Annotated in this window: 15 protein-coding genes; 7 read left to right on the forward strand and 8 right to left on the reverse strand. The window is 68.3% G+C overall.

Annotated features, from left to right (window positions below; translation table 11 throughout):
• Positions 1-319 precede the first annotated feature (319 nt).
• Complete coding sequence (locus NBY69_RS16020; RefSeq protein ID WP_250301581.1) at positions 320-1,099, reverse strand: FadR/GntR family transcriptional regulator; 780 nt, start codon at positions 1,097-1,099, stop codon at positions 320-322.
• Between the two features lie 618 nt (positions 1,100-1,717).
• On the opposite strand from NBY69_RS16020, the gene NBY69_RS16025 reads away from it, so the two are divergent.
• A complete protein-coding gene (locus NBY69_RS16025; protein WP_374211285.1) occupies positions 1,718-2,878 on the forward strand; it encodes a Gfo/Idh/MocA family protein in 1,161 nt (386 codons plus the stop codon).
• An 863-nt stretch (positions 2,879-3,741) separates the two neighbouring features.
• Positions 3,742-4,785 (forward strand): enolase C-terminal domain-like protein, encoded by a 1,044-nt coding sequence (locus tag NBY69_RS16030; RefSeq protein ID WP_250301583.1) that lies wholly within the window; start codon positions 3,742-3,744, stop codon positions 4,783-4,785.
• Positions 4,786-5,370: 585 nt separating this feature from the next.
• Here NBY69_RS16030 and NBY69_RS16035 read toward each other — a convergent pair.
• Genes NBY69_RS16035 through NBY69_RS16045 form a run of 3 tightly spaced genes read right to left on the reverse strand, consistent with a single transcriptional unit; the run spans position 5,371 to position 8,491 of the window.
• Complete coding sequence (locus NBY69_RS16035; protein ID WP_250301584.1) at positions 5,371-6,198, reverse strand: carbohydrate ABC transporter permease; 828 nt, start codon at positions 6,196-6,198, stop codon at positions 5,371-5,373.
• Between the two features lie 2 nt (positions 6,199-6,200).
• The gene (locus NBY69_RS16040; protein WP_374211279.1) at positions 6,201-7,199 is read right to left on the reverse strand and encodes a carbohydrate ABC transporter permease; all 999 of its coding nucleotides are present in this window, start codon (positions 7,197-7,199) and stop codon (positions 6,201-6,203) included.
• On the reverse strand, positions 7,199-8,491 hold the full coding sequence (locus tag NBY69_RS16045; RefSeq protein ID WP_250301586.1) for an extracellular solute-binding protein: 1,293 nt from the start codon (positions 8,489-8,491) through the stop codon (positions 7,199-7,201). The genes NBY69_RS16040 and NBY69_RS16045 overlap by 1 nt, the downstream gene beginning before the upstream one ends.
• A gap of 573 nt (positions 8,492-9,064) precedes the next feature.
• On the opposite strand from NBY69_RS16045, the gene NBY69_RS16050 reads away from it, so the two are divergent.
• The 3 genes from NBY69_RS16050 (at position 9,065) to NBY69_RS16060 (ending at position 14,271) form a co-directional block, all read left to right on the forward strand.
• A complete protein-coding gene (locus tag NBY69_RS16050) occupies positions 9,065-11,443 on the forward strand; it encodes an Ig domain-containing protein (protein WP_250301587.1) in 2,379 nt (792 codons plus the stop codon).
• Between the two features lie 162 nt (positions 11,444-11,605).
• On the forward strand, positions 11,606-13,300 hold the full coding sequence (locus NBY69_RS16055) for a class I mannose-6-phosphate isomerase (protein ID WP_250301768.1): 1,695 nt from the start codon (positions 11,606-11,608) through the stop codon (positions 13,298-13,300).
• Positions 13,297-14,271, forward strand: coding sequence for an ROK family protein (locus NBY69_RS16060; RefSeq protein WP_250301588.1), 975 nt, complete (start codon positions 13,297-13,299; stop codon positions 14,269-14,271). The genes NBY69_RS16055 and NBY69_RS16060 overlap by 4 nt, the downstream gene beginning before the upstream one ends.
• 112 nt (positions 14,272-14,383) lie before the next feature.
• Here NBY69_RS16060 and NBY69_RS16065 read toward each other — a convergent pair whose 3' ends face one another.
• The 3 genes from NBY69_RS16065 to NBY69_RS16075 all read right to left on the reverse strand — a co-directional run bounded on the left by NBY69_RS16065 (position 14,384) and on the right by NBY69_RS16075 (position 19,128).
• Positions 14,384-16,549, reverse strand: coding sequence for an Ig-like domain-containing protein (locus NBY69_RS16065; RefSeq protein WP_250301589.1), 2,166 nt, complete (start codon positions 16,547-16,549; stop codon positions 14,384-14,386).
• 291 nt (positions 16,550-16,840) lie between these two features.
• On the reverse strand, positions 16,841-18,289 hold the full coding sequence (argG, locus tag NBY69_RS16070; RefSeq protein WP_250301590.1) for an argininosuccinate synthase: 1,449 nt from the start codon (positions 18,287-18,289) through the stop codon (positions 16,841-16,843).
• Positions 18,290-18,387: 98 nt separating this feature from the next.
• Entirely contained in the window at positions 18,388-19,128 is a 741-nt protein-coding gene (locus NBY69_RS16075) for a hypothetical protein (RefSeq protein ID WP_250301591.1), read from the reverse strand.
• Positions 19,129-19,342: 214 nt separating this feature from the next.
• On the opposite strand from NBY69_RS16075, the gene NBY69_RS16080 reads away from it, so the two are divergent.
• Positions 19,343-20,398, forward strand: coding sequence for a LysR family transcriptional regulator (locus NBY69_RS16080; protein WP_250301592.1), 1,056 nt, complete (start codon positions 19,343-19,345; stop codon positions 20,396-20,398).
• A gap of 94 nt (positions 20,399-20,492) precedes the next feature.
• Here NBY69_RS16080 and NBY69_RS16085 read toward each other — a convergent pair whose 3' ends face one another.
• Positions 20,493-22,535: a phosphocholine-specific phospholipase C gene (locus tag NBY69_RS16085; RefSeq protein WP_250301593.1), complete on the reverse strand. Its 2,043-nt coding sequence runs from the start codon at positions 22,533-22,535 to the stop codon at positions 20,493-20,495.
• A gap of 357 nt (positions 22,536-22,892) precedes the next feature.
• On the opposite strand from NBY69_RS16085, the gene NBY69_RS16090 reads away from it, so the two are divergent.
• Positions 22,893-23,591 (forward strand): triacylglycerol lipase, encoded by a 699-nt coding sequence (locus tag NBY69_RS16090; RefSeq protein ID WP_250301594.1) that lies wholly within the window; start codon positions 22,893-22,895, stop codon positions 23,589-23,591.

The following is a 23,591-nucleotide window of genomic DNA, read 5'->3' on the forward strand; positions in this document are numbered from 1 at the left end:
CGCAGTTCGGCAGTTTGTTGTCCGAATTGACGCATAGTCAAGTACCTGACAACACCAATGACCATCATTTTGACCAGTGGCGGAAGAAGCCTGTTGCGGCGATGCCGACCGGCGCAGGCGTCGCGCCTGCCGCCGTTCGACCCCGGCGGCAGGCTTGACGGTGGCGACAGGCCCGATGGTGGCGTCGGCCGCCTCGGTGATCGACGAACCGGCCGCACGGACCGGCACTGCGGGGAACATCTGCGGTCACAGCATCGCGGCAGGAATCAGCAGTGCCGGTGTTCCGGACGCCCGGTCCTACGGTCGGATGTCCGCCGGTTCAGGGCTTGGGCTCGTCGCCGGGTACGACGCGGCGCCAGATCTCCTGCTGGAACTGCTGGGCGGTCATGTCGATGTGCTCGGCCATCAGCGCTTCGGCGCGGCTGGTCTCTCCGGAAGCGATGGCCTCGGCGATGGCCTCGTGCTGTTCGGCGGCCACCCGCAGGGATCCTCCCGCGATGCCGGCCAGCCCTATGGTCGTGACCTGCCGCTGCAGACGCCGCATCGCCTCCACCGTCGACGCGAAGAACATATTGGCAGCAGCGGCCGCGATACCGGTATGGAAGGCCTCGTCGGCAAGGGTGAAAGCATCGATGTCACCCTGCCCCGCCGCCTCCACGGACTGGCGCGCAGCTTCGCGCACGGCCCTGACCTGCGCGGGAGTGGCACGCTGCGAAGCCAGGTTCGTGGTGGTGGTCTCCAGATGGCGGCGGAACTCGAAGAGCTCGTCCACCTGCCGCAGATCCGCGGGCAAGAAGTTGACGAGCGACTGCTGCCAGGAGGACTGCTCCGGCTCGGCCACATAGATGCCGCGCCCCTTCTGCACGGACAGCCGCCCCAACGCCGAAAGGATCTTCACCGCCTCCCGCACCACGGTCCGGCTCATCTGCACCTCATCGGCCAGATCCTTCTCCGTGGGCAGCCGGTCACCCGGCTGCAACCCCTCCCGGACGATGAACTCAAGGACACGCTCAGCTGCAACCTCGTACCCGGGACGGTAGCCGCCTCCCGCGCCCGCAGGCACAGGGGCCGGCGCGGTGGCCTTCTCTGAGTGGGTCAACGGCTTTGCCTCGCTTCCCTCTTGAGGCCGCCGGTCCGGCAGACCTTGGTCTCGACGCCGGCCAAATGTTTCAGATACATCATGCGACACTGGCTCAGTGAATCATATTCAAACCCTTGACGCCAGAATCCGATGACCCCAGACTTTCCTCCGTCCCGGTCGCGCCGTCTCCTCCACGTCGTTCCATCCCTACCCGGCCGTTATACCGCTCCTGGGCGACCACTCTCGATTCTCCGCAGCACATCGTCGACGCGAGTAGAACCCCCGATGTCACCGCGCCGGCGCCGGGAGTCCAGCGGACGGCGGCGGTCGGTCCGCCGTCTCATCCACGCCGCCTCGCCAAAAGGACATCAGCCTTCATCACCCCCCGGGGGGGGGAACTGCGGACATCCGTATCCCACCGTTCCCCCCAGGGCCCTCCCCCGCTGCCCCTCTGCGACGGCCCGGCCGGCCTGCAGGACGAACCCATCACCGGCCACTGGTTCCGCCGGGGCGCCGGTGGCCTCCGCATCGGAGCCGGCCCTCGTGCCGCACCACGGCATTCCCTCCAGGGCGTCGCCCTCACAACAGCAACCATAACTTGTCGAAATCCCTTGAAAGGGGAGCACGTTGGACGACATGAAGCTCGGCGCCATCGGACTGGGCATGCGCAGCGATCTGGTCGAGCTGGCCCATCGGCCGGGCTCAGGAAGCGTGGTGGCCGCGGCCTGCGACCGCGATCCACGGATGCTCGCACAGGCCGGGAATCGCTTCGGCGAACAGGTGCGGACCACTGCGGACCACCACGAGCTGCTCGATGCCGGGCTCGACGGCGTGTTCGTCCTGACGCCCGACCACACGCACGAGGAGATCGGCCTGGACTTCCTCGCGGCCGGTGTTCCGGTGTTCCTGGACAAGCCGATGGCGATCAGCATCGAGGGCTGCGACCGGCTCCTCGCGGCGGCCCGCTCGTACCGGACCCCGCTGTACATCGGCCACAACATGCGGCACATGCCGGTCGTGGTGGCCATGCGCGAGCTGATCGACAGCGGGGCCATCGGCGAGGTGAAGGCCATCTGGTGCCGCCACTTCGTCGGCCACGGCGGAGATTTCTACTTCAAGGACTGGCACGCCGACCGGCGCAACACCACTGGCCTGCTCCTGCAGAAGGGGGCCCACGACATCGACGTCATCCACTGGCTGGCCGGTGGATACACCCGGCGCGTGAACGCCATGGGAGGGCTGACCGTCTACGGCGACATCACCTCGCGCCAGGACCGCGGCGGGCAGCTGATGATCGACTGGTTGTCGAAGGACAACTGGCCGCCCCTCGGCCTGACCGGTCTGAACCCGGTGGTGGACGTGGAGGACCTGAGCATGATGCAGATGCAGCTGGACAACGGCGTCCTCGCCAGCTACCAGCAGTGCCACTACACACCGGACTACTGGCGCAACTACACGGTGATCGGCACCGAGGGGCGAATCGAGAACTTCGGCGACTCCGAGGGAGCGGAGGTCCGGGTGTGGAACCGCCGCTCCGAATACCGCGCCGAAGCCGACCTGGTGGTCCCCGTCCACACTCCGACCGGCACCCACGGCGGTGCCGATCCGCTGCTGGTAGCGGAGTTCCTGCGGTTCGTCCGGGAGGGCGGGAGCACCGTCACCTCACCGGTGGCGGCCCGGGAAGCGGTGGCCGCCGGCTACGCGGCCACCATGTCACTGCGGGACGGAGGAAAGGCCGTCGACATCGCTCCCGTACCGGCGGACCTGGCCGCCTACTTCGCACACGGTCAGCAGTGATCCCACTCCCGGTGAATCAATCTGTGACTGAGCGCCTCGGCATGCCCAGGTGAACGCACCGCCTGGAGAAGCCAGTTGAGCCGAACAGCGCCGCATGAGCCGGAGGGCCCGGGACGGTGACGGCCTCCGATTCCGGTGGGGGATGCGTGGACCGTCGTCCGGCCAAGCCCCTTCCTGGACGTCCTGCTCATGCTGCTCGGGGCACTGTTGGGCATGGCGGCCAACCAGGCCACCAGTCAGACGGATCATGTCCCGTGGCCACTGCGCCTGTTGCGGGAATGGTCGGTACCTCTGGTGGCGGTCGCGCTCTTGCTTCTCGTCGCGGGACAGGTGTGGCTGTACTTCCTGGAACGGCCCGCGGCGATCACGCGGACGTGGAACTCCTCGCTGGTGCGGGGCGGAAGTGCTGACCGCCCCGGGAGCCGCGGTACCGCCCGATACGACCGTCGAGCAGGCCCCGGAGGAAACCGGCCCTGGGGGCCGCGGGCGTACGGCGGTGCCGGGACCGGCTGCGGACCGGATACCTGCCCATGAGCGAAGGTACGGCCGCACGATAGATCTGACACATGGCCAGGCCTTTACGAGCCTGAACGGCGCGAGGCCCTGGAAACCCCGACGCGGCGACAGCGGGTTCAACGGCATTGACCGGCGACGGAGCCGCTCGGGGCGGCGCGATCGAACAACTCAGCCGAGACGGGAAGAGCCTGGAGCTACTGGACCCTGGTATCGCGAGTTTGAGTGTGATTCACTAACTCGGATCGCATCATGTATCTGAAACATACGAATGGTGCCGAGGCCGGAATGTGACGACCAGCGGCCTCGTCCTCTCCTGAACTCCGGACCTCCAGCCGTGAAGGACATCCATGCGAATCACCGATGTGACCGTGGAAATGGTCGACCTGCCCGCCCAGCCGCCCTTCCGGTGGCGGGCCGGGCTGCCCGGTTCAGAGCCTGCGGTAGTGGGCGGGATCCTGCGCGTCCACACCGACGAGGGCCTGGTGGGTGAAGCACACACACGGCGCGGAGTGATCGTCTCCGACCTGGTGAACCGTCGCATCCGTGCGGACCTGACCGGCCGCGACCCGCTGATGCGCGAACTGCTCTGGCACCGGCTGTGGGAACTCGACCGCATCGAAGAACTTCCGATCTACGCGCTCGGCCTCGTCGACGTAGCCCTGTGGGACCTGGCGGGCAAAGCAACTGGACAGCCGGTCCACCGGCTCCTCGGCCCGTACCGCGAAGCCATACCCGCCTACGCGAGCACAGTCACCTTCAACAGCACCGAGGAGTACCTCGACGTAGCCGACCAGTGCCTGGAACTGGGCTACGCAGCCATCAAACTCCACGGCTGGGGCGACCCGAAAGCAGATGCAGCACTCTGCCAGAGGCTACGCGCACACGTCGGCGACGACGTCCCGCTCATGTACGACGGATCAGCCGGATTCGATCTCGCCGACTCGATCCACCTCGGCCACGCCCTCTCCGAATCCGGGTACCTCTGGTACGAGGAACCCATGCGCGAATTCAGCGTCACCTCCTACCGCTGGCTGGCCGAACAAGTCGACATCCCCCTCCTCGTCGCAGAAACCTCCGACGGCGCACACCTGAACGCCGGCGACTTCATCGCCGCAGGCACCGCGGGCCGCATCAGGACCAGCGCACAGTACAAGGGCGGCATCACCGGAGCACTCCGCATCGCCCACCTCGCCGACAGCTACCAACTGCGTGCCGAAGTGCACGGCACCGGAATCGTCAACGCCCATCTCTGCATGGCCATACCCAACACCACCTACTACGAGTCCCTCGTCTACACCAACCCCGTCATACGCGAACCCGCAGTGGGTGCCGACGGTCTGGTCCGAGCCCCCACAGCCCCCGGCATCGGATTCGACCAGCCGGGCTGGTAACGACCGTCGGCCTGCGGTCCGTTACCGGCCCTTGGTCTGCCGCAGGCCGGTGGTCTGCCGTTGGGCCGGCTGGGGCGAGCGCCCTTATAGACGTACAGCCGGAGGATTTCGACGGGCAGAGTCTCGAACTCTGCTGCGGACAAGGAAGCGTCCACCGCGACAGCGTGGGCAGCCGAGGCCGCGAAGACCTCGATGAGTCGTTCCCCCACCGCCGTGCAGATGCCCCAGGACCGCAGCCGCTCTCGGCGCGATCCTGACGCCACACTCCTGGTCCAGTAGTGGCGGCAGGACGCGACCCAGGTACGCGCAGCGACGCCACAGCATGTCGTCGTCCGAGGTCATGTTCGATCCTCTCCGCAGCAGTTGGAGAGCTCGCAGCCCGAGCGCCGCAGGCCCTGGTCCTCGTGGGCTCCTTGCTGTTGCGGAGCAGGTGACCCGGCCTGCGCCGAAGCCCCGGGGCACTTGCCCCGGGCTTCGGATCAGATTGTCTGTCAGCACGCCGGGTCCGGTAGCAGCCGGAGCACACTGGCCCGAGCGGCCAGGCCGCCTTCGTGCGCCGGTCGCCCGACGTCGTCCTGCGGCCGATCAGCCCTTCGTCGCTCCACCCGTGAGGCCCTTGACGAATTGCTTCTGGAAGGCCAGGTAGAACACGAGGATGGGCAGTGTCGCCAGGAACATGAGGGCGAAGACCGTGCCGAAGTCCGCCTGGTGTTCGCCGATGGCGCGATAGATCCCGACGGTCACCGTGGTGCCGGTGGCCGGACCCAGGATGATCAGCGGGTTGAGGAAGTCGTTCCAGATCCAGACGCCGAGGAAGATCAGCACACTGGCCGATGCCGGTCGCATCAAGGGGAAGACCACCTGCCAGAAGGCACGAAATGCGCTTGCGCCGTCGATGGCCGCTGCCTCTTCCACTTCGCGTGGGATCGTCTTGGCGAAGCCGGCGAAGACGAAGACGCCGAACGGCATGTAGTAGCCGACGTACGCCAGGATCAGGCCGGGCACGGTACTCATGAGGCCAAGAGCCCTGAGCACCTCGGTGATCGGGGTGAGGATGACCGCCGGCGGCACCATCAGGCCGCACAGCAGCGCCACCATGGCGACCTTGGCGAGGACCCCGGTCGCCCGCGCCAGGTAGTGGCCGAGCATGGCGGAGATCGCGGTGATGACGAGGATGGAGATCACGGTGACCTCCGTGCTGTTGACCAGGCCGTACCAGAAGAGGTGGTCCGGTCGGGACAGCACACTGTGGATGTTGTCCAAGGTCGGCGGGATCGGCAGACCCATCGGGTTCGAAACGATCTCCGAACCGTTCTTGAACACATTGACCAGCACGAGGTAGATCGGCACGATGAACAGGATGCCTGCGAGCAGTGCGGCAACCGGACGGAGCCAAGTCCTGGGTTCGTTCATGATCAGGAAGAAACCTCGCGTTTCTGCAACAGCCCGAGCGCGATCACCGAAATAGCCGCTACCAGGACCAGCATCGCCACAGCCATGGCGGAGGCATAGCCGACGTGGTTCCCGTTGAACGCGGTCTGGATCACCTGAAAGGCCAGGGTGGATGTGGTGCCGGGGCCGGGGCCGCCGTTGGTGAGGACCTGGATCTGGTCGTATGCCTTGAATCCGCCGATCAGCGACATCACCGTGTTGATGGTGACGGCGGGCGCCAGCATCGGCCAGGTGACATGGCGGAACCGCATGAATGGTCCACAGCCGTCGATCGCCGCCGCTTCCTGCAACTCCTGTGGGATTCCCTGCAGTCCGGCCAGGTAGATGACCACGCAGAAGCCGAGGCTCTGCCAGGCGATGACCCACGAGACCGTGTAGAGGGCCAGGCTCGGATCGGAGAGCCATCCCGGCGGGTTGCTCACCCCCAGCTGACGCAGCATCGAATTGAGCAGGCCGTCGTCGACGAGGATCGCCTGCCAGATGACGCTGACCACCACGGCGCTGAGAACGACCGGGACGAAGAACACGCTGCGGAGTGCGTTGTACAGCCAGCCCCGCCGGTCGAGGAGCATGGCCAGAGCCAGTCCGCCCGCGTTGGTGACGACGGTCACGATTGCCGTGACCAGGGCGGTGTTCCCGAGTGCCTTGAGGAATTCGTCGTCGGAGAAGAGGCTGGTCAGATTGGACAGGCCTACCCACTGGGTCGGCGGGTTGAAGGGGTTCTTGTTGGTGAAGCTGTAGCCGACCGTGATGCCGATGGGCACGAGCACAAGGGCCAGGTAGACCAGGAGACCCGGCACCGCGAAGAGGGCGAAGCGGCTCAGTCCGTCTCTCGAACGTGCCTGCCGGGGCCGTCGTGGCGACCGCTTCAGGGCAATGGTCGGCTGCGGTCCTCCTGGAGCGCCCGGTTTCCCGGGCGTGGCAGGCGAACCTTCCGGTCGGGTGAGGGTGCGGATTCGCATTACCGGGTGGCCTTGTCCCACTGCTCGTCCATGTAGGCGCCGAACTGTGCGGCTGTCATACGGCCGCTGAGGAGTTTCTGGACTCCTGCTGCTGCCTTGTCGGACAGGCCGGGCGGCATGGAGCCGTCGCCGGTCTCCTGGGAGAACGAGTTGACGATCCCGTCAGCCTTCTGGGCCTGCCGGTACGCCGCGACGGTCGCTTTGTAGACCGGTCCCATGTTGTCCGGCGGTGTGTAGCCCTTGATGTCGATGATGAGCCCGTCGGCCTTGACGGCGGCGTCGAGGTTCTTGTGGTCCTCCATGAAGGCCTTCGCCCATTTCTTGGCGAGTTTCACATCTGACGCCTTGGAACTCACCGTCATCCCGCCGCCGGTGACGCCAGGGAGCGCAGGCGCTCCCTGGTCGGTGGGCCATGCGAAGACACCCGTGTCGAAGCTCGGCTTCTTGGCGTCGGCCGAGGCGGAGAACCAACTGCCCATCGGGTACATGGCGCCCTTGCCGTCGCGGAATGCCTGCTCGGTGTCCGCGTAGGAACGCGACAGCCCCGCCCGGTCCACGTAACCCTTGTGGGCCAGGTCGGCGACCTTCCCGGCAGCGGTGACGAACGCCCGGTCGGTGAACTTGACTTTGCCCGCCGTGCGTTGGGACAGCCAGTCCGGGGTCTTCTTGTACACGTCGGTGGCCACCGTGCAGATCAGCGGGAACATATCCGCCCAGGAGTCCTTGCCGCCACCGCCGACCACCATCGGATTGATCCCCTTCGCCTTCAACTTGGCGTTGTCGGCCAGCAGTTCGGCGTAGGTACGTGGCGGAGCGCCGATGCCGGCCTTGGTGAAGTCGCCCTTGTTGTAGTAGACCAGCGTCGTCTGGGCGGCATAGGGCAGCTGGTAGACCTTTCCGTCGTACGTGTTGGCGTGGGGCTCGGCGTACGTGGCGAGCTCGCTGTCCGACCATGCCGCCAGCTTGTGCGCCTCGGCGAACCCGGCGGGGTTCAAGCCGATCATGATGTCCGGGAACTGGCCCGTACTGTCCAGTTGCTTCGCGTATCCGGTGCGGTCCGCGCTGGGTGACACGAGCTTCTTGATGGTCACCCCGGGCACCTTCGCCGAGGCCCTGGCGATCGCCGCGTCCCAGTACTTCGCATCGAGGTTCGGCGTTTCGAAGGTGAGGAAGGTCAGGGTGACTTTGTCGCCCGAGGACGCACTCCCGCCGGCGCCGCCGGCCGTGCATCCGGTCAGGACCAGTGCACCTGCGAGGGCGGCTGCCCCCAGGAGTGTCGGTTTGCGTGTCATGCGTCTCTTCCCTTACCCGTCGCTTTCGGAGGCGGCGGCGTGTCGCTGCCCTGTCGTTCCATGACGAGGTGGGGAAATCCCGCTCCCGGCCGTCCGCCGATCCCGCCACATGCTTCGGACTCCCCGGAGAGTCCTACTGCGTTCGAGGGTGGCCGCTCCCCCGAGCGTTCCTCCATCGAAAGCGCTCTGAGTATCGAAGTCCGTCCACAACAGTGTCAAGGGATAAAGCGCAACTATCTGTCGCGGATTGACACGATAGATGTGATGCATTGAATGGCCGGCTGCGGGACGAACACTCCTGCGCCTGCCCGGGAAGCCCGTACGCGAGTGATCGAACTCCAGATAGATCCTAACTAAGCCTTGACTCGCCCCGCGGTCAGCTGCACGCTAGGTCGCACTTGTGCTGGGCGTCCGCCCGGGAGAGGCAAGGGATCTCGACCCAGGCACAGCCGCAGGGATGCACGTTCGTCGTCCCCCTTGCTGTTCGTATCCCACGGAAATGCCCGAACCGTGCGGGTGCCGCCGGTCGATACCCCTTTCCGGCACGAAATTCGCTTCGGCCTCGGAGGAAATATGGACAGACGTCGCTTTCTGGCTGTCAGCGGCCTGAGTTCGATCACGGCGATGGGGACGCTGGTGCCTGCCGCCGCCACCGCTCAGGCGGTGCAGACAGGCACCGGTGGGACGTCTCAGGCGCAGCGGATCATCGCGGGCTTCCTGTCGGTGGGGCTCAGCAACTCCGGCCGGGTGAACAGCCTGGTGGATCTGCGCAGTGACACCGACTATCTGGCGGCAGGCACATCGGTGCCGCTGGTCAGCGTGGTGGCCGACGGCACGCAGGAGGTTCCTGTCGAGGTGAAGGCCTCACCGCGCGACCGGCGAGTCCTGGTTTTCCGCAGCGCGAGGACGACGATCGAGGTAAAGGTCGTCAGGTTCGCCACCCACTCCACACTCGAAGTGGTCGGCCTGACGGCAGCACCCGGTGTGGACGTGCAGACACTGCTGTGGGGCCCGCTGCCGACGAAGATCGCCCAGACGATCGGTGAGACCGCCGGAGTGGTCGGTAACAGCGAAGTCGTCCTCGGGGTTCGCCCGCTCAACGACAAGACCGTGGGCGGGTGGCCGAACGAGCACCTGGCCTACGGGTTCGGCCCGGATCTCATCTGGAACCCGTACGGACTGCAGACCGGCGCGAAGGACGAGTGGCTGGCGAGCAACGTCGCGGCGAAGACCACCTGGGGCAGCGTTCTGCGTGCCACGACCTACGACTACAGCCGTGTGCGTCTCCGTCAGCGCACCAACGGATACGAGATCCCGCTCGGGCCGCTTCCCGCGCCGGAAGGCCGCATCGTCGGGTCGAAGATCGCGCTGTTCGGCAGTGCACCGGAGCTCGCGCTCACCGTGCTGAGTCAGATCGCCGAGGAGCACGGCCAGGCGTACCCGACCATCGGAGGCCAGTGGCAGAAGGCGGCCCAGCGCACGTCTCAGTCCCACTTCTGGATCCACGACCTCGACACGAGCAATGCCGCCGCCGCCGGGCGCTACGCCGTGCAGGCCGGGGTCAGGAACATCTACGCCATCACCGGTGACGGCCCCTGGGTGTCGCACGGGCACTACCAGTTCAACAGCTCGTTCGGCGGATCCGACGCCGCTGCGGCCCAGTTGGTGGCCACGGCGGCCAAGGAGGGAGCCGAGGTCGGCGTGCACACCCTGTCCGACTTCATCGACGCCGACGACCCGTACGTGAAGGCGCCTGCCGATCCGCGGCTCGCGGAGGGAGGGAGCTTCACACTGACCCGCCCGCTCGGCGGTTCGGACACCACCCTGTACGTGGACGCCGACCGCCCGCTGGGGCCCGGCGTCGATGGCACCCGGCTGCGGATCGGGGACGAGATCCTCACCTACGGCACGGTCACGAAGGTCGGTACGTCCGAGTGGCGGGTCGACGGACTGGCGCGGGCGCAGTGGGGATCGGCCGCCCGGCCCTGTCCGGCCGGCACCCGTGGCGCCCGGCTCATCCAGAACGGCTACGGCGGCGCGATAGGCGGGCTGCCGATCATCGACGAGATGGCGACCCGGCTGGCCACCGCGTACAACGACACCGGCGTCCGGGCCACGTCCTACGACGGACTGGAGTCGGCGGGCTACAACGGCTGGGGCGGTTACGGATTCGCCCGCCTGGTCAACGGCGTCTACCGGCAGCTCGGCTCCAAGGAGTTCATCACCGAGTGCAGCAACCTCTCTTCCAACACCTGGGATGCCCAGTCCCGGGCCAGCTGGGGCGAGATCGGCAGCACGAGCTACGAACAGCTCATCCGCAGCAACACGTTCTACCGCGCCAACTACCTGCCCGGGATGATGGGCCAGCAGGGATTCTCCGGCGACGACAGCCTTCAGACGATCGAAGTCACCATGGCGCGCGCGGCGTCCCTGAACGCCGGAATCAACTTCGAAACCAGCGTGCAGAGCCTCGCTTCCGGATCGAACACGGCCGCGTTGCTACAGGCGGTCAAGACCTGGGAGTCCGCGCGCAGGAGCGGCGCGTTCACCGCCGATCAGAAGCAGAAGTTGGGCGACCCGAGCACGTACTGGCACTTGAGCGAGGTGACGCCCGATCAGGAATGGTCGCTGCGCCCGGTGGACTCGTCCGGCCGGCCGATCGGCGAGCCGCAGCAGGTCAAGGCCCCGACGCCGGGGTTCACGACGCCGGAGCCGCCGGATGCCCGCGCCGGTGAGTTGTACGCGTTCAAGGTGACCTCGAGCACTCCGCAGACCACCCGGTACGAGGTCACGTCCGGTGGCCTTCCGGCCGGTCTCACCCTCAACAAGGACACCGGCGGTATCACCGGCGTTCCGACCCGCACCGGCGCGAGCAGGTTCACCATCACCGCCCGCAACGGTGGCACCACCGCCGACGCCGAAATCGCCTACCGGGTGACGACCAGGCCCTGAGTACCACGGCACCGACGGGTCTGCCCGGCATGCGCAGGGACGCTGCCTCCTCCGGGAGGGAGCAACCCTGCACCTACTGAGGGGAGTCGAGCGATGGTACCGCCACCGTTCGTTGAGGGAGCGTTCCAGGAGGATGGCGCGGTGCAGGAGCGGGATCCGCATGTGTATGACGCCGAGCCGTGCTACCCGCCCGTGGGCGGCAGCATCGGAGCGGGCTGGGCTGCGGCCGTCGCGACCTTGCCGACCGGCGGAGTCGTACTGGCCGTGGACGGCCCCGCATTCGCCGGATGGGACGCAGTCGCGACCGGTCTGTCCACTGCGCTGAGCTCGCTGGGCAGACCGGTGGATCTGCTGGATCTGCGCGCATGGTTCGCGCCCTGGGAGAAGATCGCGGCAGGAACCGCCCGCGACACCCTGGCCGACGACCCGGACTTCGCCGCCCTGGAGACCAGGATGCTGGCCGACTTCTTCGACGCGCTGCCCCAGCCGGAGCAGCGGCCCGGATCGGTGCTGGTCGTCTTCGGGCCGGGCGCAGCCCTCGTACAGCACGACGTGTTGTGGTACGCGGATCTCCCCAAGCGCTACGCCGAGGAAGCCGTCTCCGCTGGAAGAGGGTCGAATCTGGGCCGGCCCGAAGGTGGTGGCCCGGCGACGAAGCGACGGTTGTTCTACATCGACTGGCCGGTCCTGGACCGGCACCGCGATGCCATCGCCGCGGACATCGCCCTGTGGGCCGACGTCCAGGCTCCCGACCGGCCCCAGTGGCTGGACGGCCCGACCCTGCGGCGCAGTCTGGCCGCATTGGCTGGGCGCCCGTTCCGTACCCGACCGACCTTCAACTCAACTCCGTGGGGAGGACATTGGGCGCAGAGCGCACTCGGCTTCCATCGGCAGCAACCCAACACCGCTCTCGGCTACGAGCTGATCGCACCCGAGAGCGGTGTTCTGCTCGGGGCACGCGGCGGCGGCCAGGTCGAGGTCCCCTTCCAACTGCTGGTGGCCCGGCATCCCGAGAGCGTCATGGGCGAGCAGGTGCATGCCGTGTTCGGCACCTCGTTCCCGATCCGCTTCGACTACCTGGACACTCTCGGCGGCGGCAATCTGTCGGTGCACTGCCACCCGCAGCAGGACTACATGAGGGAGGTCTTCGGCTGGCCCTACACCCAGCACGAGACCTACTACATGATGGTGAGCGAGCCCGGCAGCCGGGTTTTCCTGGGCCTCAACGCCCACACCGACGTCGAGGAGTTCCGGCGCGACGCGCACGGTGCCCACGACCACGGTCGCGCCATCACGATGGACGATCACGTGCAGAGCTTCCCGGCCGACCTCCATCAGCTGTATCTGATACCGGCCGGCACTCCGCACGGAAGCGGCGAGGGCAACGTCGTACTGGAGATCAGCGCCACTCCCTACCTGTACAGCCTGCGCTTCTACGACTGGCTGCGGCGCGGCCAGGACGGCACCCGACGGCCGGTGCATGTCGAGCACGCGTTCAACAACCTCGACACGGAGCGCACCGGGGAGCGGATCGCCGAGGACCTGGTCCAACAGCCGCGCACGCTGCGCCAGGGGTCCGGTTGGCGCGAGGAGACCATCGGGAGTCTCCCGGAGATGTTCTTCGATGTGCGGCGTATCGCCCTGGAGGCGGACGAGGCAGCCGACGACGACACCGCAGGCAGGTTCCATGTGATCAATGTGGTGGAAGGCGAGGGCGTGCTGCTGGAGACCGAGGACGGCCACCGTCACACCCTCGCCTACGCGGAGACCTTGACCGTCCCTGCGGCAGTGGGCCGCTACACCCTCCGCCGGCTGGGCTCCGGTCGGGTCCGCGTCGTCAAAGCACTGGTCCGGTGACGTCCCGGCGCCCAGCCCGGCCGGTCGGCCTCAGCGCCTCCTGGATCCCCGCACTGGACGTCGGGGGTACGCATGTGACGGCGGGGATGGTCGACCTCACGACGGGGCAGGTCCGCACCACGGACACGTCGCGCCGTCCGGTGCCCCCGAACGGCTCCGCGGAGCAGATCGTGGGCGCCATCGCGGAGGGCGCCCTCGGCCTCGGCGCCGGTCCGGGCAGGAGCTGGGCGATCGCGATGCCCGGCCCCTTCGACTACGAGCGGGGCATCGCCCATTTCCACGGGGTGGGCAAGTTCCAGTCCCTGTACGGGCTGGACCTGCGCGCGGAGTTGATGGCGGCGCTGCCCCGGCCCTCGGCCATCACGTTCGTCAACGACGCCGACGCCTTCCTGCTCGGAGAGCACTGGGTGGGCGCGGCCCGGGGCCATGAACGCGCGGTCGGGATCACACTCGGAAGCGGTGTCGGCTCGTCCTTCCTGGCGGAGGGCGCAGTCGTCGACCAGGGGCCCACCGTGCCCCCGCAGGGACGCGTGGATCTCCTGACGTACCGGGGCCGGCCGCTGGAGGACGCTGTCTCCCGGCGAGCGATCCGCGCCGCTTACGCGCGGGCGAGCGGGCTCGCGGACGTGCCCCTCGCCGATGTCAAGGAGATCGCCGACAGGGCGCGCGCCGGGGACCTGGTGGCCCGTCGGGTACTGACCCGCTCCATGAGTGTCCTGGGCCGGGCGATCGCGCCCTGGCTCGCCCGGTTCCGGGCGACCGTCCTGGTGGTGGGCGGATCCGTCACCGGCTCCTGGGACCTGATCGCCCCGCCGCTGCGCACCGTGATCGGCGTGCCACGACCGCTCCGGTCCACCGGCTTCGTCCTGCTCCCCGCTGCCCGTCCCGTCCAGGCGCCGCTGCTGGGAGCCGCCCTGTGTCTGGCTGCCGAGGCGACTCCCCCGCACTTGGCCCGTCGTCTCCGCAGGTGACTGGGAGAGCGGGCCGGCGCGTGCACCGCGGACACAGCCAGAACCCGATGGCCGTGGTCAGGGAAGGCGCCCGAGCCGGGCTTCCGCCCGTCAGGCGCCTTCCCTCGTACGGCTACTGAGTCCTGGTGCAGCCGGCGGAGGCCGCTCCGACCTTGAGCGTGACCGGTGTGCCACGGACGTCGCCGAGCCGGCTGCTCGTGACGGGCGTGATGGTGACGGTGCCTGCGGCCTTGGCGGTGACCTTGCCGTTGCGGTCGACGACAGCGACGTGCCGGTCGCTGCTGGTGTAGGTGACCGACGGCACGAGCGGCAGGATGCGGTCGGTGCCGTTCTTGGTCACCTCGTCGGTGCTGACCTGGTCGGCGTCGGTGGCGTCGAGGTCGGCACGCAGGTTCAGTCCGTTGTCGAAGTTGTTGTCCTTGATCAGGACTCCGGAGGAACCGCGGTAGGAGAACAACGAGGTGGTGTACGGCGCGGCGGAGGCGACGGCGCTCACCTCCGTGGTGGTGCCCGGTGCGGGGCAGAGGTTCCCGGCCTGAGCGGTGACCGCCGTCCTGCGGTCGAGCCGGAAGACGTCATTGCGCTCGAAGGTGATGCCGCCGACGCTCTTGGCGTCGAGGAGCCGTACGTCGCCGATCCTGAAGTCGTTGTCCTGGATCCGGATGTTGCGGTGCACCGGATTCGCCGCGTCGACGACCTGGTTGGTGGGTTCGACGAAGATGACCGGGTCGGCCGGGCGCAGGAAGGTGTTGTTCTTGATCAGGACATCGCGGACAGGTCCGGACTCGTACCACTGGTAGGCGTCCGAGGAGATGAAGATGCCGGCCATCTGCGTGCCGTCGAACACGTTGTCCTGGATCACGACCGGCCGCCTGGTGGTGACCAGCACACCGCGGGTGGGGATGTTCCGGAACGTGTTGCCGGCGATGTCGACGGTCGGCGTGTATGTGGTGTTCTCCACCACGAAGTTGCCCGCGGTCACCGCGGCCGGGACGGCCTGGTCGAAGGTGACCGTCATGGTGGTCAGGGGCTTGCTGTGGTCCTGCCCCGAAGGGCCGTCGACCGACACGACCTCGGCCGAGGCGCCCGGAACGGCCGCCATGGTCCGCTTGTCCACGATCTCGACCTGGTCGCCGGGGTGGAACTGCGGGAAGCCCGCGGTCTGGGGGTGCTCGTACGCGAGGGTGAGGGTGTTCGGCGCGGGGTGGCCGGTGACCTCGACGTAGGTGCCGTGGATGTTGATCGCGTCGTCGTGCGCGCCGTCGAAGAGGTTGTTGGTGACGCGCACGGTGCCCTTGACGCCGGACATCTGCACGAAGTCGGCGAAGCCGGCCGTGCTGCGCCCGGTGGCGGGGTCGGTTCGGAATTCGTTGCCGTCGATGGTGATGTTCTCGCTCATCTGCCCGAGGAACCCGAACCCGTGCAGATAGCGCGCCTTCAGACCGCGCACGGTGACGTCCTTCGACTCCCAGAAGAACGCGGACGCGGTGTCCCGGGTGTCCTCACGCATCTGGTAGACGAGCCCGCGGTCGGCGGGGACCTTCGTGTCTGCATACTCGATACGGAGCTTGTGGCCGCCCAGATCCGTCATCGAGGTCACGCCGGAGAACAGCGGATTGGCGCCGCGCCAGGTGCGGTCGGCCGCCGGGTCGTGGATCTGCGTGTAGCTCATGCCGTTGACGCCCGACCAGTACGGCTGACCGGTGGCCGGGCTGTTCTCGCCGCGCCAGGTGACCTGGTTGCCGGCGACCGAGAACGGGCTGCCCGGCGGGATGCTCAGCACCCGGTACGCGTGACCGTCGGCGACGCCCGTCTCGCTGACGGTCGCGTCGACGACTTTGGGCGCGGTCACGTCGAAGCTGAAGTTCCGGACGGAGACGTTCTGTGACCGGATGGCCGCGAACGTGGTCATCAGCCCGTGGAACTGCAGATGCGAGCCGCCGCCGTCGATGGTGACATCGTGCATGTCCTCGACAAGGATGCCGATCCGCTTGTCCCGGTACCTCTGGTCGGCGCCCACGGTGTTGGACAGGTACACCTCCCGTACTTCCGCCTGTTCGGGATAGATCTGGTACGTACCGTGCGGGAACAGCACCCGTACCGGCCCTCGGACCGTCCTGGCCCGGCGCATGGCCTTCGCCACGGCTGCGGCGCTGTCCCGTTTGCCCGTGGGGTCGGCGCCGTACCGCGTCACATCGACAACGGTCTCGGCGGTCGTTGCCGCGGTCGCGGCCGACAGCGGCGCGACCAGGGAGGCGACCACGGCGCCGACGAGCATCGCTGCCCACAATCTGGTGCGACCGCCCTTGCGTGGCGGTCGCCGCTCGGCACCTGTCGGTGCCGGCGGAGGGTCGACGCTCCGTCGCACGCGTGGAGACCGGACTGGTTCCTTCTGAGACCTACGGAAGATCACGAGCGTCACATCCAAACGGAAGCAAACATCACTCGACAGTTCCGCACATTTGAGCGTCGCGTTCCCCGCGCGTCAAGACCTGTTGCGGGATTGGGGAAACAGGAATGGCCGGGCCGGCGCCGAAGGGCGCCGACCCGGCCATTCCGGTGGGGCCGGTCAGTCCGTGCCGAACTCCATCGCGGCACGGTCCAGCAGCTCGTCGTCGTCACGGGAGACCTCGCCGCGGGACGCGATGGCCTCGGCGCCGCCCTCCGGCAGGGCGCCGATCAGCCCGGTCGCGGCTGCCTGCGCTGCACCGATGGCGGGGTTGGCGGTACCGATCAGGCCGAGCCCGGCGTACTGCTCCAGCTTGGCGCGCGAATCGGCGATGTCGAGGTTACGCATGGTGAGCTGGCCGATCCGGTCCACCGGGCCGAACGCCGAGTCCTCGGTGCGCTCCATGGACAGCTTGTCCGGGTGGTAGCTGAACGCCGGGCCCGTGGTGTCGAGGATCGAGTAGTCCTCACCACGCCGCAGCCGCAGGGTCACCTCGCCCGTGACGGCCGTGCCGACCCAGCGCTGGATCGACTCGCGGACCATCAGTGCCTGCGGGTCCAGCCAGCGGCCCTCGTACATCAGCCGGCCGAGGCGCCGTCCTTCGTTGTGGTACTGGGCGAGGGTGTCCTCGTTGTGGATCGCGTTGACCAGGCGCTCGTACGCGGCGTGCAGCAGCGCCATGCCGGGCGCCTCGTAGATGCCGCGGCTCTTGGCCTCGATGATCCGGTTCTCGATCTGGTCCGACATGCCCATGCCGTGCCGGCCGCCGATGGCGTTGGCCTTCATCACCAGGTCGACGGCCGAGTCGAACTTCTCACCGTTGATCGTGACCGGGCGGCCCTGGTCGAAGCCGATCGTCACGTCCTCGGTGGCGATCTCGACCGAGGGGTCCCAGAACCGCACGCCCATGATCGGGTCGACGGTCTCCACGCCGGTGTTCAGGTGCTCCAGGGTCTTGGCCTCGTGGGTGGCGCCCCAGATGTTGGCGTCGGTGGAGTACGCCTTCTCCGTGCTGTCGCGGTAGGGCAGCTCATGGGCGAGCAGCCACTCCGACATCTCCTTACGGCCGCCGAGCTCGGTGACGAAGTCCGCGTCCAGCCAGGGCTTGTAGATCCGCAGGTGCGGGTTGGCGAGCAGACCGTAGCGGTAGAACCGCTCGATGTCGTTCCCCTTGAAGGTGGAGCCGTCGCCCCAGATCTGTACGTCGTCCTCCAGCATCGCCCGGACCAGGAGAGTGCCGGTGACGGCGCGGCCGAGCGGTGTGGTGTTGAAGTAGGCACGCCCGCCCGAGCGGATGTGGAACGCCCCGCAGGTGAGTGCGGCCAGGCCCTCCTCGACCAGCGCCGCGCGGCAGTCGACCAGGCGGGCGATCTCGGCTCCGTAGGCCTTCGCGCGGCCGGGAACGGAGGCGATGTCGGGCTCGTCGTACTGGCCGATGTCGGCGGTGTAGGTGCACGGGACGGCACCCTTGTCGCGCATCCACGCGACCGCGACCGAGGTGTCGAGGCCGCCCGAGAAGGCGATACCGACGCGCTCGCCGGTGGGCAGGGAGGTGAGGACCTTAGACATGGGAAGAGTATGCATCATCTCGCATGACCATGCAAAGCCGGTCGGTGGCGGTGCCCGGACGGGCCCCCGACGCGGGGACCGGCCGGCCTTCGCCGCCGCTACTGCCGCGGCTTCTCGACGTCCGCGCGGATCGCCCGCATGATCGGGGCGACGTCAGCGGCCGTGAAGCCGACCTTGGTATTGGTGCCGTCGCCCTTGATGATGAGGCTGACACTCGCGGCGGTCGTCGCGGTGAACCAGGAGCAGCTGGTGACCGCCGTGGTGAGCATGGTGTTCCGGACCAGGATGGTGTTGCAGATCGCGCGGCCACCGTGCGGCCCGGGACCGGTGTCGATGGCGCTGGTGGTGATCCGGTCACCGGCACCGTCCACCTTGACGGCCGGGGCCTTGTCGAGGGCGTCGTGCAGACGGCCGGGGTCGAATCCGGTCCCGGTGACACCGTTGTAGAAGATCCACGCGCCGTCCGCGCGGTCGTCGTAGTACGCGTGGACCGGTGTGCCGGAGATGCCGAGCCGTTGGGCGGTCTGATGGAGATCGCCGTTCACCTTCTGCACCAGGTCGGCCGACGGCTGCCCCTGCGCGTACCCGGCCGCGGACTGCGGGGCGCCGAGCACGTACGAGGTGCCGCCCGCCGCGCTGCCGCCCGTTCCGCCTGCCGCGCTGCCACCTGCCGTCGCGCCGGCGGGGGTGGCTCCCGTGGTGGCGCCACTCCGGGAGGCCGGGCCGGCCGGGGCGGCGGCCGAGTGCCCGGAAGGGCCGCAGGCCGACATGAGGGCGCAGGTCGCGGTCAGTACGGCCACGGCCGATGTACGCGTGTGCGGAGAGATGGGACGGGCCATGTGCGGCCTCCTCGGGAAACGGGACGGACCCATGTACGGCATGCGGAACCAGGGCCGACACCAGCCGGAACCCTGGGGCGCCGACAAGTCTGGCAGTGGTGGCGCCGCGAAGCAGTACCGCCGTACAGCGGTACTTGCCATCCCCGACAGCAGAACTGGTGCCGGGCGGTGCGTCCGTGGCACGATGACGTCCGGGCCGAGAGGGGCGGTGGGCATGGACCTCGATCCCAGACGCCTGCTGGTCCTGCACGCGATCGCGAAGAGCGGCGGACTGGCGTCGGCGGCGCGGACGCTCGGCCATACGCGGTCAGCGGTGTCCCAGCAACTGGCCGCCCTGGAGCGGGAGGTCGGCCTCCCACTGGCGGACCGCTCGGGCGGGCAGCTGGAACTCACCGCGGCCGGACGGCTGCTCGCCGTCACCGGCGAACGCATCGCCCAGGAACTCACGCTTGCCGCACAGCAGTTGATCACCGCGAACCATCAGGTGGTACGGGGTCCGGTGGCCATCGGGGCGACGTCCTGGGTACTCGCCCGGATCGCAGTACCGGCGCTGCGGCTGCTCGCCCGGTGGTTCCCGCAGGTCGAGCCGGCGTTCGTGGAGACCGGGCCGCAGGACGGGCTGCGGCAGCTGCGCCTCGGCGAGCTGGACGTCCTGATCATCACCGACGACCGGGACACGGCGTTGCCGCTGCCACCCGCGGTCCATGCGCAGGCGCTGAGCGAGGACGAGTACCGGGTGGTCGTCCCGGCCACCTGGGAGACACCGGCCGACGCCTCAGAACTCTCCGGACGCCCCTGGATCAGTGCTCCCGCCCACTCCGCGCGCGGCCGTGCCTTCGCCCGGTTCGCGAGCGCCCACGGGGTCACGCCGTCGGTGGAACACCTGGCCGACCACCTGATCACCGTCCGGGCGCTGCTGGCCGGGCAGCTCGGCGCCGCGGTCCTGCCCGCGTATCTCGCCGCCCAGCTCGACCAGGTGACGGTGACCACGCTGCCCGTGACCGGCAGCCAGATCACACGGACGCTCTACCGCACGGGCCACGGTGACACCGCCGCGGCGGCCAGGGCGGCGGTCGACGCGCTGCAGCAGGCGGCCCGTGACCACGCCGAGGCGATCACCGTCGCCGGGCTCGGCAGGGGCGACATCATCGTCCGCCCCCTGCACGACCCCGCGGACCCTGCTCCGGCGGCGCCCCGCCGGCCCCCGGCCGCCCCCGCGCCACGGGACGGGCAGCAACCGAGGGCGGCCCGTCGGCCGGACCGGGCCTGAGGCCATCGGCAGTGACCGGCACCGGTCCGGCGGCGGACGGCTCACGAACAGCCCCTGACCGAAAGGCCGTTCGCGAGCCCCCGTGCCGCGCGGATCAGCCGCTGATGCTCGGCGCGCCCGTCTCGATGTGGCCGGTGTACCGGCGGGACCAGCTGCTGTCGCCGTCGGCTGTGACGGTGAAGTCGTACCAGCCGTTCGCGAGAGACACCGCGTTGAAGTAGTCCTCGGCGGAGCCGCCCGCCGCGACCGTGTACGTCCAGGGGCCGTCCGACCGGTAGTTGGCCGAGGTGACCGTGAACTTCACCGTCGCCGAGGACGTGTTGGTGAACGTGAACCAGATGGCCTGCTTGCCGGTGTTCGGAGCGACGGCGTACCTGGCCGCCACCTCCACGTACTTCCCCGCCGTCGACGCGTCCCCGGTGAAGCGGCGCTGGAAGCGGTTCGGGCCCATCAGCGTGAAGTCGTACTTCCCCGACCCGTATCCCAGACCGATGTTGAAGTAGTCGGTCGCCGTACCTCCCGCGTCCACGGTGTACTGCCAGGGTTCCGTGGACCGGTAGGCGTTGGGATGGATGGAGAAGTGCGCGGCACTCTTCGCGGGGGCGCCCTGGTTCGACATGCCGAACCAGGCGAGGATCTTCCCGGCCGCACCGAATTCCAGCCGGTCGAGATTGGCGTTCGGCTGGTAGGGAATCGCGCGGGCCGGGCGGGTGCCGCTCTCCTGCACGGGCAGTGCGTTGGTCTGCGGGGCCGGGTTGGGCAGCGGCGCACAGGTGCCGATCCCGATGACCTTCGCCGTCGACGGGAGGCCGGAGGGCACTCCGTACACCGGTTTGGTGAAGTCGAAGACCCCCGTGAGGTCGCCGGTGACCCTGCGGCGCCAGGCGCTGATGTTGGGGCAGGTGGCCGGGGTACCGAGGGCCGCGGTCCAGGTCTCCAGGAAACGGAGCACCGAGGTGTGGTCGAAGACCTCCGAGGACACCCAGCCACCACGGGTCCAGGGCGACATCACCAGCATGGGGACACGGAAACCGAGTCCGTACGGGACCCCGTTCAGGAACTCGCCCGCCTCGTCGGCGGGCGGCGACGGCGGGGGCACGTGGTCGAAGAAGCCGTCGTTCTCGTCGTAGTTGAGGAAGAGCACCGTCGAGTCGAACACGTCGGGGTCGGCCGTGAGCGCCCGGTAGACGAGGTCGACGAAGTGCGCGCCGTCCCCGGGCGGGGCGTACGGGTGCTCGGAGAATGCCTGGTTCGCGACGACCCACGAGACCTGCGGAAGCGTGCCCGCCAGGACATCGGCCCTGATGGCCGCCGCGATGTCGTCCGGGGTGGATCCGGTGGCGGCCGGTACGGAGGCCATGCCCCGGTCGTGGAGCGGGTCGCCGGGAGCTGCGTCGGTGAACTTCGTGAAGTACGCGAGGCCGTTGTCGCCGTAGTTGTCCTGGGCGTTCTGGTAGAGCTTCCAGCTGACCCCCGCGCGCTGCAGCGCCTCCGCGTAGGTCTCCCAGCCCAGCCCGGACTCGTCACCGCCGTCACTGCTGGAGGAGTCGACCTTGCCGCTCCAGAGGTAGGTGCGGTTGGGGCCGGTGGCGCTGAGCGTGGAGGAGAAGTACCCGTCGCAGATGGTGTAGTTGTCCGCCAGGGCGTAGTGGAACGGCATGTCGTCGCGGTCGAGATAGCCGAGCGTCCGGACGTTGCCGACACCGGACACCCAGTTGTCGAGCCGGCCCTTGTTCCAGGCGGAGTGCTGGGAGGACCAGCTGTGCGGCAGGTCTCCGTTGCACTGGGCGAGTGTCTCGCCGTCGACCCCGCCGGCCGCGGGGGTCGAGCTGAGCTTCCAGGGGTACTGACGGCCGAGTATGTTCGGCTGGTTGAACACGGACTGCCCGCCGGACAGCGAGATGCCGCTCCGGTCGCTGAAGCCCCGGACACCCTTGAGCCGCCCGAAGTAGTGGTCGAAGCTGCGGTTCTCCTGCATGAGGATCACCACGTGCTTGACGTCCTTGACCGTCCCGGTCGCGGCGTGAGCCGCCCGGCTCGCGGCCTCGGCGCGGCTTCCCGCACCCACGGGGACGACGGCGCCGGCCACCGCCCCCGCACCGAGCGCCACGAAGCCTCTTCGACTGATCGGTGTCATCCGCCTGCCCTCGCATAGGAATAAGTTGCGTACAAGTGATCGCCGTTACGGCATGTCGCGCACAAGAGTGCAGGCTCCGGAGGGACGCCAGCTAGACCCGTGCCACGAGAGCTCCGGAAAACCCGCTGAACGCCCCCGTCCGGACTTCCACCTGCCTGCCGTCCCCGACCATTCACGCACGACGTGGTTACCGAAAGGTAGCCGCGCGTGGTCATGCGGTCTACCATTCCCCTCCGACCGACCTGATGTGTAGTCAGCAACCTCACGGACAAGCCGATTTGTCACTCACTCCTGAAGGGCAGCACGCCGCACCGGTGTCCGGCCCCGGTTCTTTCCCCCCACCAGCAGGAGACACATATGCGACGCGGATCCACCGTACTGCTGTCCGTACTCGGCGCTCTGGCGCTGATCTTCGGCACGGCCCCCGCTTCCCTCGCCGCGAAGGGCGCCACGGCGCAGCCACCGCACAATCCGGTGATCTTCGTGCACGGTTACAACGCCGACCCGGGGGTGTGGGGCGCAATGATCGGCGACTTCAAGGCCGACGGTTACACCGACGACGAACTGTTCAGCTGGGGCTACGACACGCACCAGTCCGTCAACGAAGTCCTCGCCGGGCAGTTCACCGATTACGTGAACCAGGTACTGCGCACGACCGGAGCATCGAAGGTCGATCTCGTCGCGCACTCCTTCGGCAGCCTGACCACGCGCTGGTACGTCAAGTTCGACGGCGGCACCGACACGGTGGACCACTGGGTCTCCCTGGGCGGCCCCAACCACGGCACCTACCTCACCTGGGCGTGCGTGATCTGGGACCAGGCGTGCCGGGACATGTCGCCGGGCTCGTACGTACAGAACCAGTTGGCCGCCGGGGACGGGACACCGGGCGCCGTGAAGTACGCGACCTTCTGGTCGGAGTGCGACGAGGTCATCCTCCCGAACAGCAGCGTCGCGCTGGACGGCGCGGTCAATACGGATGCGGGGTGCCTGAAACACAATGACCTGCTGGGGGACGACGGAGTGTCGCGAGGAGTACGGGACTTCATCGCGGGGTGA

This window comes from Streptomyces sp. A 4/2, assembly GCF_940670765.1.
Taxonomy (GTDB): Bacteria; Actinomycetota; Actinomycetes; order Streptomycetales; family Streptomycetaceae; genus Streptomyces.

What these genes read in the sequence shown, in the direction of transcription:
- NBY69_RS16025 (WP_374211285.1), top strand. Translation starts at nt 1,718, where the DNA reads ATGAAGCTCGGCGCCATCGGACTGGGCATGCGCAGCGATCTGGTCGAG.
- NBY69_RS16030 (WP_250301583.1), top strand. Translation starts at nt 3,742, where the DNA reads ATGCGAATCACCGATGTGACCGTGGAAATGGTCGACCTGCCCGCCCAG.
- NBY69_RS16035 (WP_250301584.1), bottom strand. Translation starts at nt 6,198, where the DNA reads ATGAACGAACCCAGGACTTGGCTCCGTCCGGTTGCCGCACTGCTCGCA.
- NBY69_RS16040 (WP_374211279.1), bottom strand. Translation starts at nt 7,199, where the DNA reads ATGCGAATCCGCACCCTCACCCGACCGGAAGGTTCGCCTGCCACGCCC.
- NBY69_RS16045 (WP_250301586.1), bottom strand. Translation starts at nt 8,491, where the DNA reads ATGACACGCAAACCGACACTCCTGGGGGCAGCCGCCCTCGCAGGTGCA.
- NBY69_RS16050 (WP_250301587.1), top strand. Translation starts at nt 9,065, where the DNA reads ATGGACAGACGTCGCTTTCTGGCTGTCAGCGGCCTGAGTTCGATCACG.
- NBY69_RS16065 (WP_250301589.1), bottom strand. Translation starts at nt 16,549, where the DNA reads ATGCTCGTCGGCGCCGTGGTCGCCTCCCTGGTCGCGCCGCTGTCGGCC.
- argG (WP_250301590.1), bottom strand. Translation starts at nt 18,289, where the DNA reads ATGTCTAAGGTCCTCACCTCCCTGCCCACCGGCGAGCGCGTCGGTATC.
- NBY69_RS16075 (WP_250301591.1), bottom strand. Translation starts at nt 19,128, where the DNA reads ATGGCCCGTCCCATCTCTCCGCACACGCGTACATCGGCCGTGGCCGTA.
- NBY69_RS16080 (WP_250301592.1), top strand. Translation starts at nt 19,343, where the DNA reads ATGGACCTCGATCCCAGACGCCTGCTGGTCCTGCACGCGATCGCGAAG.
- NBY69_RS16085 (WP_250301593.1), bottom strand. Translation starts at nt 22,535, where the DNA reads ATGACACCGATCAGTCGAAGAGGCTTCGTGGCGCTCGGTGCGGGGGCG.
- NBY69_RS16090 (WP_250301594.1), top strand. Translation starts at nt 22,893, where the DNA reads ATGCGACGCGGATCCACCGTACTGCTGTCCGTACTCGGCGCTCTGGCG.